Origin of the sequence: Pedobacter psychrotolerans (assembly GCF_004340665.1) — a bacterium.
Lineage (GTDB): Bacteria > Bacteroidota > Bacteroidia > Sphingobacteriales > Sphingobacteriaceae > Pedobacter > Pedobacter psychrotolerans.
The window spans coordinates 23,172-39,282 of the sequence record NZ_SLWO01000003.1 but is presented as its reverse complement, the minus strand read 5'-3'; the positions used below and the strand labels follow the sequence as shown (position 1 = coordinate 39,282).

Sequence of the window (16,111 nt, the reverse complement as noted above, 5' to 3'; positions counted from 1 at the left end):
TATCACTTTTTCACGAAATGTTACATTAATAGTTGTATTTGTCTTTCCAGTTTTGCCTAAGCTTTTCTCTCAGCTTTTCTTCGGCAGCATTTTTACCCGGATCATAAAGCTTGGTTCCGCTTAATTCATCAGGGAAATATTCCTGTGCCTCGAAATTCCCTTCATAGCCATGCGAATATTTATAATCTTTTCCATAGCCGATATTCTTCATCAATTTAGTCGGTGCATTACGGATATGTAATGGCACGGGTAAATTTCCGGTTTGTTTAACCAAAGCCTGAGCATGATTGATGGCTTCGTAAGAGGCATTGCTTTTTGGTGAACTGGCCAGGTAGGTCACACATTGTGATAAGATAATTCTTGCTTCGGGGTAACCAATTACGTTGACTGCAGTGAAACAATTGTTGGCCAGAAGCAAGGCATTCGGATTGGCATTTCCAATATCTTCTGAGGATAAAATCAATAATCTTCTGGCTATGAACAAAGGATCTTCACCTCCTTCAATCATTCTGGCCAGCCAGTAAACTGCAGCATTTGGGTCGCTACCACGAATAGACTTAATGAAGGCCGAGATGATGTCGTAATGTTGTTCACCTGCTTTATCATAGAGCGCTAAATTTTGTTGAGCATGGGCGAGAACATTTTCATTCGTTAAGGTGATTTGATCACCACCAATACCATTTATGGCAATTTCCAGTACATTTAAAAGCTTGCGTGCATCACCGCCTGAGAGACGTATAAGCGCCTCGTGTTCTTTAATCGTTATTTTCTTTTGAGCAAGTAATACATCCTTTTTAACAGCTGTTTTTAATAAGCCAGATAATTCTTCTTCTGTTAATGATTTTAAAATATAAACCTGACAACGGGAAAGTAAAGCGGATATCACCTCAAATGATGGGTTTTCTGTTGTAGCCCCGATTAACGTTACCAAACCACGTTCTACCGCACCCAGCAAACTATCTTGCTGCGATTTGCTGAAACGATGTATCTCATCAATAAATAAAATGGGCAAACCTAAAAAACTATCTTTTAATGCAGCAGCTTTGTCAATAACCTCACGGATATCTTTCACGCCACTATTGATGGCACTCAAATTAAAAAATGGACGATCCAGTGCCTGGGAAATAATATATGCCAATGTGGTTTTTCCCACTCCGGGAGGTCCCCAGAAAATCATGGAAGGCAATTGACTGCTCTCTATCGCTTTGCGTAATACAGCACCTGTACCTACTAAATGTTTTTGTCCCACATATTCATCAAGGTTTTGCGGACGCATTCTTTCGGCTAATGGAGCTTGATTTTGCATAATGGTAAATATATAAAAATTGATTATTTAGTCGTTAGATTATTGCCAACACTTTATTGCGAAAACTGCATTTAAAATGCGTCACCATCATCTAAAACAATTAGATAAAAGCTTAGTTCTTATTAAATAATCGAATATGAAAGTTAGTAACTTAGACAATTTGGTACTCACAGTGGTAAATATGGAAAGTACCTGCAAATTTTATACGAATGCTTTGGGTATGGAAGTTGTGGAGTTTGATGAAAACCGGAAAGCCTTAAAATTTGGCAACCAGAAAATCAACCTTCATCAATATGGAGATGAAATTGCGACAAAGGCTTTTAAGCCTACGCCAGGTTCTGCCGATTTATGTTTCATCACTGATCAACCAATTGAAGAAGTACTTCATGAACTAAAACAATGCTGTATCGAAATTGAAAATGATCCTGTAGAAAGGACTGGTGCAAATGGAAAAATCAGGTCTGTTTACCTTCGAGATCCGGATTTAAATTTAATTGAGATTAGCAATTATATTATTCACTCATCCAATCCTTAAGACATGAAAGATAACTTTTCTACACAAGCGGCTGAATACGCCATTTACCGCCCAAAATATCCAGATAATCTATACGACTTCCTTTTTAAATTAGTGACGGAGAAAAGTGCTGCATGGGATTGTGCTACAGGAAATGGTCAGGTAGCAAGTGTACTGGCACAGCATTTTCAGCGTGTTTATGCTACTGATATCAGTGAGAAACAATTGAGCCAGGCACTTCCATTGCCTAACGTGGTTTACCAGGTAGAATCGTCAGATCAGGTAAATGTTCCGGATCAAAGTTTTGATTTGATTACAGTTGCGCAGGCCATTCACTGGTTTAATTTCGATGCATTTTATAGTGAGGTTAAGCGTACTTTGAAGCCAAATGGAATTGTTGCTGTTATAGGCTATGGCCTGATGTTTATTGATAAGAAGGTAGATCAGGTTATTTACAAGTTGTATGAAACTATCCTCGGGAAATACTGGGATAGTGAACGCAGATATATCGAAGAAGGTTATAAAACCATTCCTTTCCCGTTTGAAGAAATTACGGCACCTCATTTTCAAATTAAAACCACCTGGAATTTTAACCAGATGATTGGATATTTGAATACCTGGTCTTCACTTCAGCATTATAAAAAGGCGAATGACCGAAATCCACTAGAATACGTGATGACAGAATTAAAGGAAGCCTGGGGTGATGATGCGGAGAAAGACGTACGTTTCCCTGTATTGTTGCGGGTGGGGAAGTAAGGAGGTCTAACCGCAAAGTAAAGAAGGAGGAAAATGCAAAGAAGCGCGAAGTTGGTTGTTGTTTTAACCAAGCGCTGTGTTTCTTTGCGCAAAACTTAGCGGTCTTTGCGGTTAAACTTTCAACTAATCCTTAAGAGAGATTGCTTCATCCAATGAAGAATTGGCTTCGCAATGACGATGAATTTACGCTGTGTTTCTTTGCGCAAAACTTAGCGGTTTTTGCGGTTAAATATCTTTCAAAAAATCCAGGATACCTAAAACCGTTAGCTTTTTCTGCTCACCGCTTTGCATATCTTTCAAGGTTAATTCACCGCTTGCAATTTCATCTCCACCAATAAGAACAACATATGGTATTTTCTTTGCATCAGCGTAAGCCATTTGTTTTTTCAATTTTGCAGATGATGGGTATAATTCAGCCGAAATACCTGCGTTTCTAAATTGTTGTAATATGGGTAAAGCATATTTTTCTGCTGCTGCATCAAAATTACTAAGTAAAACTTTTGTGCCTACTTCTGCTGCGGCAGGAAAAAGATTTAATTCTTCCAAAACATCGTAAATACGATCTGCACCGAAAGAAACACCAACGCCAGTTAAGTCTTTTAACCCGAACATACCTGTTAAGTCATCATAACGGCCACCACCACCAATGCTGCCCATAGATACTTCATTGGTTTTTACTTCAAAAATGCAACCGGTGTAATAATTTAAACCCCGCGCTAAAGTAATGTCTAGTTCCAGTTTAGCGGTTAGTGGTAAAGCATAAGAAATTAAGCTTTCTACATATTCAAAAACCTGTTCAATTTCAGCTACCCCTTTTAAACCTGTTTCTGAAGTAGCAAGAACTTCTTTCAGGCTTGCCAATTTTTCTTCGTTGCTTCCCTCTAATGAAATCACTGGACGTAGTTTCTCTAAATCATCCTCAGTAAAACCACGTTCTAACAGTTCTTTACTTACCCCATCTAAACCGATTTTATCCAGCTTATCAATGGCAACAGTCATGTCTATAATCAAATCAGGTTTACCTATAATCTCGGCGATGCCTGATAGAATTTTTCTATTATTAATTTTAATGCTGAAATCTTTCAGACCTAATTTTGCTAAAGCTTCATTGTAAATCAGGATAAATTCTGCTTCGTTTAATAAACTTTCTGAACCAACCACATCTACATCACACTGATAAAATTCACGGTATCTTCCCTTTTGTGGTCTGTCTGCACGCCACACGGGTTGCACCTGGAAACGTTTAAAAGGTAAGGTGATTTCATGCTGGTGCATCACCACGTAACGGGCGAATGGAACGGTTAAGTCGTAACGGAGGGCTTTTTCAGAGATAAGTGGAATTAATTTATTGCTATTTTCCTCTTCTGAAAAATCAAAGGATTTCTTTTTTGGGTCTTTTAAATATTCACCACTGTTTAGGATTTTGAATATCAGTTTATCTCCCTCATCGCCATATTTGCCGGTTAAGGTAGAAAGGTTTTCAAAACTTGGCGTTTGAATTTCTGCATAACCATATTTTTTGAAAACCGTTTTAATGGTGTCATAAATAAAGTTGCGTTTAACCATTTCAATTGGTGAAAAATCGCGGGTACCTTTTGCTAATGAGGGTTTAATAACTGACATAGCCGCAAAAGTACAAAAATGTGGGCTTAAACCTTACAGGTTTTTAAAACTGCAAGGTTTGTTAACTATTTTCCTAATGCCGCCTTAACGATGTCTCTATTCGGTTTCGAAACTGGGATTTTATCGCCGTTTTTCATCAATAAAGTTCCGCCGTCTTCTTTTAGCCAGCTTTTAACAAATTTAGGATTGACCAGATGGCTTTGGTGCGCCCGAACGAAACCTTGAGGCTTTAGTAAATCTGAGTATTCTTTTAGTGGTTTTGAAATTAAAATTTTCTCTCCATCAAATAAATAAAAAAAAGTGTAAGTATTATCAGCAACACAGCGCACAATGTCATTCACTGAAACGTAACGGATTTCATGTTGCTGAGGTAAAGCAATCTTTAGAATATTGGGTTCTGTTCTTTTAATCTGATGGATCAAAAAATTAAGTTGATCGCCATTTATTTTGCGCTTTATCCTGCCTTCAGCTTTTGAAACAGCAATCTTTAATTCATCAAGGTCTACTGGCTTGAGCAAATAATCAAGGGCAGCAAATTTTACCGCCTGGATGCCATAGTTATCAAAAGCGGTAACAAAGATGACTTCGAAAGTGTTTTCAGTAAGTAAGCTAAGAAGATCAAAGCCTGTTGTTTTTCCCATCTGAATGTCGAGAAAGAGCAAATCAGGGAGGTGTAGATTTATTTCTTCGAAAGCATCATGGATGTTATTGGCAACGGCAACCACCTTAACCTGAGGGCAGTTCTTGGTCAGCAAAATCTGAAGATTTTCTAAGTTTGCAGGTTCATCATCTACTAAAATTGCTCTCATTTATAACCATTGTGTTAAAGTAATTGTAATAGCTGTTCCTTGAATGCTCGATTGAATATCCAAAACGAATGGTGCGTCTTTATATATCGTATTTAGTAAAGATATTCTGTTTTTACTAAGCGACAAACCTAAACCATTATAAGTTTTTGTGGTGGTGAATCCTTTGCCATTGTCCACTATTTTAAGTAGTAAATCTGAAGATTTTCGATCAAAACTCACTTCTATTTTTCCCTCAACGCCATTTTCGGCTATGCCATGTTTTACTGCATTTTCTACAAAGGGTTGTAAAAGCATTGATGGTATTTCAATATTTTCGGTATCTATATCAGTTGAAGCTGTGATCGTGTAGTTAAAGCCGAAGCGCAGTTGCTCCATCTGCAGATAATCATCAAGCAAGGTTTTTTCACCTGTTAGGTTAATCAGATTTTGGCTATCCAGAACATTACGCGTTAGCCGGGCAAATTTACTGAGGTAGCGATTAGCCTTATCAATTTCATGCTTATTCATCAGATTTTGAATACCTGCCAAGGCATTAAACAGGAAATGTGGATTTAATTGCGAACGGACAGAATTGAGTTGGAGCTGAGCAATTTCTTTCTCTTTATATTGTTTAGCAAGTTTTTTTTCATTCTTCCTTTTGGTGTAGATAAGTGTTGCTACAAAAATAGCAGCAAGCAGTAATGGAGTAATAATTCCAAAAATTAACATCGTTCTTCCAGAGAACATTCTTGGTTCATCTAAAGTTAAAGCAAGCGTATATCTGGTTGTGTATTTTTCTATTTCTTTTAGCGGCGTATTCTCATTAATGAATGGTTGAATAATAATTTCATAATCTCCTGATTTTTTGAAAATGCTCTTATCAATCTTTACGTAAGGCAAAAATTCATTTGCATCAATATAGCTGCCATATTCCCAATAAGTGGATCTGAAAATTATTTTGTTTGTTAGCTTATTTTTTATTAAAACATAGTAGAGATAGTCTATATCCGATTTGTTTTTTATAATTCTTAAACCAATATCTTTTTTAGAGAAACTAAAGCTTGTTCTTTCTTTTGGGGCAATGACATTTGTAAAGCCTTCGCCTTGGTTGATTGCAACAAGCTTTGAAAATAAAACTATTTTTGCTCGGGGAATTGGTTTAGCATAAAAAACAGATTTATAAATATCAAGAGGTTTATTGATGTTATAAATAAGGGTTGTTATATTTTTACCTTTTATTGCGAAAACACCAAGCTTTGTGAAGCTCATTAAATCAGGAGTTTCAATATCGGTTAGTTGTTTTTTGTTAATAGACTTGTTTACCACTATTGGCTTGTTATCTACCAAAATTGTGTATCTATACTGTCTTACATCATCTTTCCGATCGAAATAAGCTTGTATACTTATGTTATTCACTTCAGGTAAATAGGTAAATGATGTATTAGGCTGATTTGGAAATTTATTGTCATAATAAATGTTTTTGGCAGAACTATCAACACAAAATCCCAATTTTCTTCCGCCTGAATAAATCTGAGAAAAGTTGATGATTTTTTGCGCAAATACTGTAGATACCACAAAAATGAAACTGAAGAATGTGATGAATATCTTTTTCATACGTTAATTTTTTATAAACCTCCGCTTAAAAATTGGTTTACAAAATGCCAAAATAGTAAACGAAACCTATAACCTAGTATTTGAATGGTTTGGAGCAGAATTTATTTTTGCTCATTTTTTTCAACTCTTTTGAGCGGCAAAAAGCTATCTGCTTTGATAAAAATTGTTCGTTATAGCTGTTCGCAATAAGGGGTTTTATACAGTGGCTTTTTAGGCATGATGACATCTTTTATAAGAAAGATTAATTCAAGCTATTGCAATGGTGTGCCTTTTAGTTCGCAATGATGGACTTAATTTAAAGACTTTTAATCTTTAGCCAGTTGATTTTTCAGCAATAAAACAGGATCATATAGCGCACGCATTAAGCGATATCGCCTGCTCAGTTTCATGTTGATAATCTTCCGGTCATCTGTTTCATTAATGGCAAATCTACGTAAGGTATACTTTGTTTCCAATGCGGTATAAATGGATAAGCCAAAGTAATAACCTGCCTGAGTTAGCATTTTTTGATGATGATCGGGGATCTTTCCATAAGGGTAGGCAAATGAATAGATGGGATGTTTCAACAAATTTTCCAGGTTTTTCTTTGAAAGGGTAATATCCTGATTAGCCATTTCCTCGCTCACTTGGTTTAGTCTAATGTGGTTTTCACCATGGCTCCCCACTTCCATTCCTAGGGTCAGCAAGTATTGTAGCTGTTGAAGATTCATCAGTTTAACGCTGGTCATGGCAAATTCCTCAATGTCCCAGATGTTTTCACCATCAATGTGATTGGAGGGCATATAAAACACTGCTTTCATGTTGCGTTTTACCAGTTCAGGGATCGCAAAATCCAAAAGTTCGGCGGCACAATCATCAAAAGTGATGATGATTCGGTTCCTTAAATCTTTGGGGCTGGGTTTTTGGGTGATAATTTCCTGAAAAGTAGTGGTCTGTAAACCTTTGTTTTCAATGCAGGTTAAAAATTCCAGAAACTTACTGTGACTGATACACCATGTTTGCAAACTCGGGTGAGGCTGTTCTGCTACGTGGTGTAGCATGGCAATGGGAATATTCAAGGTTTTCCAGTTAATCGTCAGCGAAAATTATATCTCTCAAATAAACACATTTAATCGTACAAAACCTTGGATATTTGTGGGTTTTGTAAAGCTAAAATAAATAAAATAAATTTCTTTACGTGGTATGATCTTTGCTAACTTGTAAAAAAATTTCTAAGCAGGGGAAAGTTTACATACCTTTGCAAGCATTTTAACGTTCTTGTAACAAAACTATATCATGACTATGAGGATATTTTATCCCTTTTTATTGCTGATCTTTATAAGTACATGGGTGTCTGCACAGACTTTACCAGTTGGTTTATTGGAAAATGTAGAGGATGCCTACAGAAGGCAGCAGCTTTTAGGGAAGGATACTTCCAATAGTTCTTATATGATCAGACCGATGTTCATGTCTGATGGAAATGACCTGGCCTTAGACCCGGATACCAGTTATTCTTTGCTTCATTTCCGGAAGTTGTTGTATAACAATCCCAAATTCAAGACACAAATTTACGCTTTGCCTATAGCCTGGCAACAACAATTCAATTCTCACCATCCATATGGCATGAATGACGGTTCGATGGTTCAGGCAAAAGGATATCAAACTCAAATTTCTGGTGGCATTTATGCTAAGATCGGGCCTTTATCGATCCAGCTAAGACCGGAATACGTGTTTGCGCAAAATAGTGTTTTTCAGCGTATAGCTGACGCTCCAAATGGTGTTTATTGGAATACCCCTGTAACTGGGGCCTATTACAACCGCATAGACTTACCTGATCGTATGGGCAACAGGCAGTACTCTAAGTTAAGTTTAGGGCAGAGCAGTATCCGATTAAATGTTGGGCCAGTGTCTGCTGGGTTCTCTAATGAAAACTTATGGTGGGGACCAGGTGTTCGAAACTCTTTATTAATGACTAACAATGCATCTGGATTTAGGCACTTAACATTAAATACTACCCGTCCGATAAAAACTTATATCGGATCTTTTGAAGCTCAAATTGTTGGCGGACGATTGGAGCAATCTGGTTACACCTTAAATAGAGACCCTACTGTTCCACAAGCCATTAGGAATGAATTGGTTCAAAAGCCATACGATTGGCGTTACTTTTCAGGTATGGTGCTAACCTATCAACCTAAATGGGTGCCTGGTTTTTATGTAGGATTTGATCGTTCCTTTATCGTGAACCGATCAAAAATGGGAAATAAATTTGGTGACTATTTCCCAATATTTTCCCAGGTAGAGAAAGTAGGTTATGTAACACCAGAAGGAACTTACAGTGAAGATGCTGCAGAGAGAGATCAGTATATTTCATTTTTTACTAGATATGTATTTACGGAAAGTAAAGCAGAGGTTTATTTCCAATTTGGGAGAAATGACCATTCTTATGATTTACGTGATGCCTTAGCTGAACCAGAACATACCCGTGCATACGTTGTTGGTGTGCGAAAATTAATTCCACTAAAGAGAGCTGATGAATTTATTCAGGTTGGGGTGGAACTGACTCAGTTGGAAAGAAGTGCTACTACACAACTAAGAGATTATCCAACATGGTACGTTCACGGACAGGTATTGGATGGGTATACCAACAAGGGGCAAGTGTTAGGTGCAGGTATTGGACCTGGAAGCAACTTACAGACCTTGGATATTAGTTGGGTAAAAGGATTGAAAAGAATTGGATTTCAATTAGAGCGTAAAGTAAACAATAACGACCTATTTTATGAATTTGCATTTGCTTCCGCAGACCGAAGACAATATATTAATAGACATTGGGTTGATTTAGCGATCGGCAGTACTTTCTCCTGGAATTTTAAGCGCTTTGTTGCCAATGCGCAACTTACCTATATCAGATCACTGAACTATCTATATCAATGGCAGGATAGTACTCCTCCGGGAGATTACTGGAACTGGAACAAACAAGATGTCAATAATGTGCATGCGAAAATTGGCTTAGTATATTTGTTTAATTAAAAACAAATTTATTAATATAGAATTTGGTTGTGTTAATAAGAAAGAACTTGAAAAGACGCCTTTTTTGTTATTACATTTAAATGATTAAGTTTGCAACCGGTTTGATGTGATATTTTTTGATAATCCTCCATATATATCTATAAGTAATGTGTGTTGTGTACTGTCATAGATAATTCGATGCTTACCTCTAAAATACCTATGAATAAATATAAATTAAACAGAAACAAGGTCATTTATTGTATGTTACTTGTTGCTTTTTGCTTCACTACCTCTTGTGTGAGCAATAAAAAAATTGCCTATTTTCAGGACATTCAAACGGTTAACCAGGCCCAATTGGAAAACGCTACTAAATTTACTGAGCCTATTATTCAGCCTGATGATATTCTGAGTATAAATGTTTTTACATTAAATCCTCAAAGTGGTGCCATCGTCAATCAGGCAGCTTCCAATACGGTATTAGGGGGCGGCGCAAATACTGCAGTAGCATCACAACAAGTTACGGGCTTTTTAGTGGATCGGAATGGTGAGGTTGAACTTTCCTTAATTGGCAAAGTAAAAGTTGCAGGATTAACTACTTTTCAAGCTAGGGAATTGATTCGCGAAAAGGCTGCTATCGTTTACAAGGAGCCTAATGTTCAGCTCCGATTTGCAAATTTCAAGGTTAGTGTTTTAGGGGAAGTAAATTCTCCATCTACCTACACACTCCCAAATGAAAAGGTTTCAATACTAGATGCATTGAGTTTAGCAGGTGATTTAACCATTTATGGAAAACGTGAAAACGTATTAATTGTTCGGGATAACAATGGTAAGAAAGAATTTGCCCGTTTGGATTTAAATTCTTCTGAAATATTTAATAGTCCATATTATTATCTAAGGCAAAACGATGTGGTGTATGTAGAACCAAATAAGCGTAAAGTTTCTGCTTCTAATTCCGCACAAATCCAAACGGTAGGTGTGATCGCATCTGTGGTATCAGTAATTGTTTTAGCAATATCTAGTTTCAAATAGTCTATTAGTCTATCAAATAAATGAGTCATAATCAATCAACTAACGATCAACATAACGTTGATACAGAAGAATTTATAAATATCAAAGTAATAATTAATAGGTTATTATCTGGTTGGTATTGGCTAGCGATTTTTGTTTGCTTTGGCTTGATTTCGTCATATATTTATCTACATTATACATCTCCATCTTATCAAATTAGTGCTAAATTACTCGTTAATGATGATGAAAAAGGTGGTAGTATTGGTAAGCAGGCAAGTGCTTTAATGGATCTCGGTGGTCTAATGACTGGTAAAAACTCGGTTGAGAATGAAGTTGAAATACTTAGGACGAGATTTTTAATGGAGCAAGTCGTTAGGGATATGCAACTAAATATAGTGTATTCGAAAAAAAATGGTTTAATGACTCAAGAGTTATATAAATCACCTATAAAACTTACAATTCTAAAAGGTATAGATTCAATTCAGAGTACAGAAATAGAAGTAAAAAAAATTTCTAATTCAAAAATAAGTGTTAAAACTGAAGCTTCTGAGAGGGAGGTGGAATGGGGACAGGCATTCTCCATCGAAAATGTGGGTGTAGTATCTTTGTTGCCGACTGAGATTAAATTTATTGATGGTAAGGTGCTAATTGATATATACTCAATTGATGATCGTGTAGCCACAATGATGAAACAGCTTTCTGTCGGTGTAGCTAACAAGCAAGTTTCAATTGTTGACTTAGGATTGGCTTATTCTTTGCCAAATAAAGGAGAGGATATTTTAAATAAACTGATATACCAGTATATAGTAACTAATTTGAGGGATAAAAATTCCATTGCAGATAGTACGGGAAAGTTTATTAAACAAAGAATTAATGCTATTGCTTCCGAATTGGGTGATGTGGAGAATGATGTTGAGAGTTTTAAGGAGAAAAATAAACTCGCAGATATGTCGGAGCAAGGAAAGGCTTTGGTACAAAGTACTAGTGGATTGACAAGTGAATTAGCAAAAGCTGAAAGTCAAGTTACAATATTAAATGATCTAGAGTCTTACATGAAAGATTCTGGTAAAAATAAACGTGTTTTTCCTGCATCTTTACTTCCTCAGGATATGGTTTTCTCGGGCTTAATGAATCAATATAATGCTTTATTAATTGAAAGAGAAAAACAATTGCTTAGTGTAACTGAGGAAAGTCCGTTTATTAAAAATATCGATGAACAAATCTCACAGATGCGAGCTGGGATATTGGCTAATATTCAAAGTACTAAAAATTCATTTGTAGTAAGTCGAGATAAATTAAGAAATCAATTAGAGCAGGCTCAGGGCCAAATAGGCGGAGTTCCTCAGATAGAAAAAAACTATCTCAAATTGGCACGTAATCGGGATATAAAGCAGGAGCTATACATTTTCTTAATGCAGAAAGCAGAAGAAACTGCGATTTCTAAAACCTCGAATATATCAGTTGCCAAACTCATTGATCCCCCTAAGGCAGATAATAGACCAATCAGCCCAAAGAAAAACGTAGTATATTTACTGGGTTTAATTGTAGGGCTTATAATACCTTCTTTAGTATTGATTATTGGGGATATGTTAAAAACTACTATTTCAACAAAAGAGGATATAACTAATTCTACTAGCGTTCCCGTTATTGGTGAGATTAGCCATAATTCAGAAAATGATAATTTAATTGTCGCAAACCAGGAAAGGTCTGCAATATCAGAGCAATTCAGGGCACTTAGAACAAATCTATCCTTTTACCTTAAAAATGCTGATGAAAAAATAATACTACTTACTTCAAGTATGAGCGGCGAAGGTAAGTCCTTCACTGCAATTAATCTTGGTAATATATTGGCATTAGCTGGTAAAAAGGTCTTATTAATGGAGTTAGATTTAAGAAAACCAGGGTTATCAGCTAAGTTAGGAGTAAGTAATGATATTGGTTTTAGTAACTATACAATAGATTCAAAAGTAAGAATTGAAGATATAATTAAGCCTTTAGCCGTTAACAAAAATATGTTTATTATTTCTTCAGGACCATTGCCGCCAAATCCTGCTGAAACTTTAATTTCAGAACGTACACCGGAACTAATTAGTGAGTTGAAAGATCAATTCGACTATATTATTATGGATGCACCACCAGTAGGTATTATTACTGATGCTCAGCTTCTAGCAGTTTATGCTGATTTAACAATTTATGTAATAAGACAAAAAATTACTAAAAAAGATCAATTAAAAATTGTAGAAGAACTATATAGAACCAATAAGATGAAAAATTTGGGAATAGTTGTCAATGATATCATCACAAAAATTTATGGTTATGGTTATGGTTATGGAAATTATGGGGAAGAAATAAATGATAATTTTCTTTCAAAAATCTCCAAATATTTAAAATTTAGTAAAAAATAAAATGAAAATTGCATTAATCACTGGTATTACTGGACAAGATGGGGCTTATCTTGCAGAACTGTTATTAGAGAAGGGATATATGGTTCATGGTATCAAAAGAAGAAGTTCTTTATTCAATACCGACCGTATTGACCATTTATATCAAGATCCTCATGACAAAAATGTTAGATTCAAATTACACTATGGTGATTTAACAGATTCTACTAATTTAATTAGGATTGTGCAAGAGATTCAACCTGATGAAATATATAATTTGGGCGCCATGAGTCATGTAAAGGTATCTTTCGATTCGCCAGAATATGTTGCAAATGTAGATGGTATCGGTACATTGCGTATATTGGAAGCGGTAAGGATTTTAGGCTTAGAAAAAAAGACCAGAATTTATCAGGCATCTACTTCTGAGTTATATGGAGGTATGCCGGAAAATAAAAATGCAAGTGGATTTTATGATGAGCATTCACCTTTTTATCCACGCTCGCCTTACGGTGTAGCCAAAATTTATGGTTTTTGGATTACTAAAAACTACCGCGAGGCTTATGGCATGTTTGCTTGCAATGGTATCTTATTTAACCATGAAAGTCCTTTAAGAGGTGAAACTTTTGTGACCCGCAAGATTACAAGAGCGGTAGCCAAAATCGCACAAGGTTTACAAGACAAATTGTTTTTAGGGAATTTAGAAGCGGAGCGTGACTGGGGGCATGCAAAAGATTATGTTGAGGCGATGTGGCGAATCTTACAACAAGATATACCTGAAGATTATGTTATCGCTACAGGTGTAACGACAAAGGTTCGTGAATTTGTAAGAATGGCATTTGCTGAAGTAGGCATCACCATCGATTTTAAAGGTGAAGGAGTAGAAGAAAAAGGCTTTGTAAGTGCATGCTCGAATCCTGAATTCCAGGTTGCCATCGGCACTGAAGTGGTAGGCGTAGACCCATCCTATTTCCGTCCTACTGAAGTTGATTTGTTAATTGGTGATCCAACCAAATCTAAAACGAAATTGGGTTGGGAGCCAAAATATGATTTAGCGGCTTTAGTAAAAGAAATGGTAGCTGTTGATGTGGATCACTTCAAGAAAGAAACACTCTTGAAATCTCATGGGTACACCATTAAAAATCAATATGAGTAATGCCAGAACTATATTTACAGGATAAATCATCATTAATTTACATTGCCGGACATAAAGGCATGGTAGGATCTGCAATTAAGCGAAAACTGGAAAGCGAAGGCTTCCGGAATATCTTGGTTGCAGATTCTAAAACCTTAGATTTACGTAATCAGCATGCCGTTTCAGATTGGTTTGAAAAAAATCAACCGGAATACGTTTTCTTAGCTGCTGCTAAGGTTGGAGGGATTGTTGCCAATAATACATACCGCGGGGAGTTTTTGTATGATAACCTCATGATTCAAAGCAACATTATTGAGGCCTCCAGAAAAGCCGATGTAAAAAAGCTGATGTTTTTGGGTTCTTCTTGTATCTATCCTAAAATGGCGCCACAGCCTTTAAAAGAGGAATATTTATTAACAGGTGAATTGGAGCAAACCAATGAACCTTATGCCATCGCAAAGATAGCAGGGATCAAAATGTGTGATGCTTATCGGGATCAATATGGATGTAACTATATTTCCGTTATGCCTACTAATCTCTATGGCCTGAATGATAATTACCATCCGCAAAACTCGCATGTGTTACCGGCTTTAATAAGGAGATTTCATGAAGCCAAACAGCAAAATTTACCAAGTGTAACCATATGGGGCTCTGGTACACCAAAACGTGAATTTTTGTTTGCAGATGATTTAGCAGATGCTTGTGTGTTCTTGATGAAGAGTTACAATGAGTCTGGTTTGGTAAATGTTGGGTGTGGATCTGACTTAAGTATTGCGGAATTGGCAAATGAAATTAAGAGGGTCATCGGTTATGAAGGAACGATTGAGTATGACTTGTCAAAACCTGACGGAACACCGCGTAAACTGATGAATGTTGATAAACTTTCTGCATTAGGATGGAAATTCTCAACCTCACTTAATGATGGCTTGCAAATTGCTTATAAAGACTTTAGAAACAAAACATTGGTTTAATGAATTATACTTTAAAGGTTGCTGAAATCCGAAAGGAAACTGAAGATACAGTGACCTTGTGCTTTAAACAACCTGGCCTTAAGAAAATTAAATATCTGGCTGGTCAATACTTAACCTTAATCTTCCGAATCAACGGCAGGCGTTACATCAGGCCTTATTCTTTTTCTTCATGCCCAAGTGTAGATTCATATTTAGAAGTTACCATTAAGCGTGTTGAAAGTGGCTTAGTTTCAAACCACATTAACGATATGATTAATGTAGGTGATGTAATAGAGGCCATGCCGCCCATGGGCGATTTTATTTTTGAATCTCAAGAACATCTCACCGATGTTTATTTTTGGGGAGTAGGCAGTGGGATTACACCCCTAATGTCTATCATCAAACATATTCTTACCTCAACAACAGATGTAAGGGTACATTTAAGCTATGGGAATAAAAATAATGAGGCTACCATTTTCAGAAAACAAATACTGGAACTTGAAAAGAAATATTCAAGAAGATTAATAATCAGGCATTTTCATACGAAGCTCATTGTAGATGAAAGCAATCCATCTGTTATTCAAGGAAGAATTGATGAAAATAAAGCCCTCTCCATCCTTGATGGACAGCTTGCGCCAGAAAATTGTGCCCACTATATTTGTGGGCCAGCAGGTCTTAAAGAGTCGGTAAAAAATGCCATACAAAGCAAATACGGGAATCTAGTTAATGTATTTTCAGAAGATTTTGAGCTCATCAAAGATCCAAAGGATTTTGAGGATATACATACCCAGAAAATTTCGTTAGTATTTGAAGGTACTAAACATGCATTGGAAATAGTAAAGGGAAAAAGTATTCTAGAAGCCGCCTTAAATGCAGATATAGAATTGCCTTATTCTTGCCAAACTGGTAACTGTAGTACCTGTAAGGGGAAGTTAATTGCTGGCAGTGCGAAAATGATTGGGTTGAGTAAGCAACGGGAGGATCTAGAAATAGACGAGTTTTTACTTTGTTGCACGCATCCGTTAACAGATAATGTACATATAGAAATATAAGA

General features: G+C 36.2%; 13 protein-coding genes. 8 read left to right on the top strand and 5 right to left on the bottom strand.

Annotated features, from left to right (window positions below):
* Positions 1–25: 25 nt before the first annotated feature.
* Positions 26–1,306 (bottom strand): replication-associated recombination protein A, encoded by a 1,281-nt coding sequence (locus tag EV200_RS07510; RefSeq protein ID WP_132530776.1) that lies wholly within the window; start codon positions 1,304–1,306, stop codon positions 26–28.
* A gap of 136 nt (positions 1,307–1,442) precedes the next feature.
* Here EV200_RS07510 and EV200_RS07505 point away from each other — a divergent pair, with 136 nt between their 5' ends.
* The gene (locus EV200_RS07505) at positions 1,443–1,841 is read left to right on the top strand and encodes a VOC family protein (protein WP_132530774.1); all 399 of its coding nucleotides are present in this window, start codon (positions 1,443–1,445) and stop codon (positions 1,839–1,841) included.
* A gap of 3 nt (positions 1,842–1,844) precedes the next feature.
* Positions 1,845–2,576: a class I SAM-dependent methyltransferase gene (locus tag EV200_RS07500; protein ID WP_132530772.1), complete on the top strand. Its 732-nt coding sequence runs from the start codon at positions 1,845–1,847 to the stop codon at positions 2,574–2,576.
* A 225-nt stretch (positions 2,577–2,801) separates the two neighbouring features.
* Here the strand turns inward: EV200_RS07500 and hisS are convergent, their stop codons facing one another.
* The 4 genes from hisS to EV200_RS07480 form a co-directional block, all read right to left on the bottom strand.
* Positions 2,802–4,199, bottom strand: a complete 1,398-nt coding sequence (gene hisS / locus EV200_RS07495; RefSeq protein ID WP_132530770.1) for a histidine--tRNA ligase — start codon at positions 4,197–4,199, stop codon at positions 2,802–2,804.
* 65 nt (positions 4,200–4,264) lie between these two features.
* Positions 4,265–5,008, bottom strand: coding sequence for a LytR/AlgR family response regulator transcription factor (locus EV200_RS07490; protein ID WP_132530768.1), 744 nt, complete (start codon positions 5,006–5,008; stop codon positions 4,265–4,267).
* Entirely contained in the window at positions 5,009–6,601 is a 1,593-nt protein-coding gene (locus tag EV200_RS07485) for a sensor histidine kinase (protein WP_132530766.1), read from the bottom strand.
* Between the two features lie 305 nt (positions 6,602–6,906).
* Positions 6,907–7,659, bottom strand: a complete 753-nt coding sequence (locus tag EV200_RS07480) for a polysaccharide deacetylase family protein (protein WP_132530764.1) — start codon at positions 7,657–7,659, stop codon at positions 6,907–6,909.
* A gap of 217 nt (positions 7,660–7,876) precedes the next feature.
* On the opposite strand from EV200_RS07480, the gene EV200_RS07475 reads away from it, so the two are divergent.
* The 6 genes from EV200_RS07475 to EV200_RS22160 all read left to right on the top strand — a co-directional run bounded on the left by EV200_RS07475 (position 7,877) and on the right by EV200_RS22160 (position 16,109).
* On the top strand, positions 7,877–9,607 hold the full coding sequence (locus EV200_RS07475; protein WP_132530754.1) for a capsule assembly Wzi family protein: 1,731 nt from the start codon (positions 7,877–7,879) through the stop codon (positions 9,605–9,607).
* 198 nt (positions 9,608–9,805) lie between these two features.
* Positions 9,806–10,615 carry a polysaccharide biosynthesis/export family protein gene (locus EV200_RS07470; protein WP_132530752.1) on the top strand — a complete coding sequence of 270 codons (810 nt, stop codon included), beginning with the start codon at positions 9,806–9,808 and terminating at the stop codon, positions 10,613–10,615.
* Between the two features lie 20 nt (positions 10,616–10,635).
* Positions 10,636–12,999, top strand: coding sequence for a GumC family protein (locus EV200_RS07465; protein WP_132530750.1), 2,364 nt, complete (start codon positions 10,636–10,638; stop codon positions 12,997–12,999).
* A 1-nt stretch (position 13,000) separates the two neighbouring features.
* On the top strand, positions 13,001–14,128 hold the full coding sequence (gene gmd, locus EV200_RS07460) for a GDP-mannose 4,6-dehydratase (RefSeq protein ID WP_132530748.1): 1,128 nt from the start codon (positions 13,001–13,003) through the stop codon (positions 14,126–14,128).
* Positions 14,128–15,078: a GDP-L-fucose synthase family protein gene (locus EV200_RS07455; protein ID WP_132530746.1), complete on the top strand. Its 951-nt coding sequence runs from the start codon at positions 14,128–14,130 to the stop codon at positions 15,076–15,078. The genes gmd and EV200_RS07455 overlap by 1 nt, the downstream gene beginning before the upstream one ends.
* On the top strand, positions 15,078–16,109 hold the full coding sequence (locus tag EV200_RS22160) for a ferredoxin--NADP reductase (protein ID WP_132530744.1): 1,032 nt from the start codon (positions 15,078–15,080) through the stop codon (positions 16,107–16,109). Before EV200_RS07455 ends, EV200_RS22160 begins: the two co-directional genes overlap by 1 nt.
* The last annotated feature ends 2 nt before the right edge of the window (positions 16,110–16,111 follow it).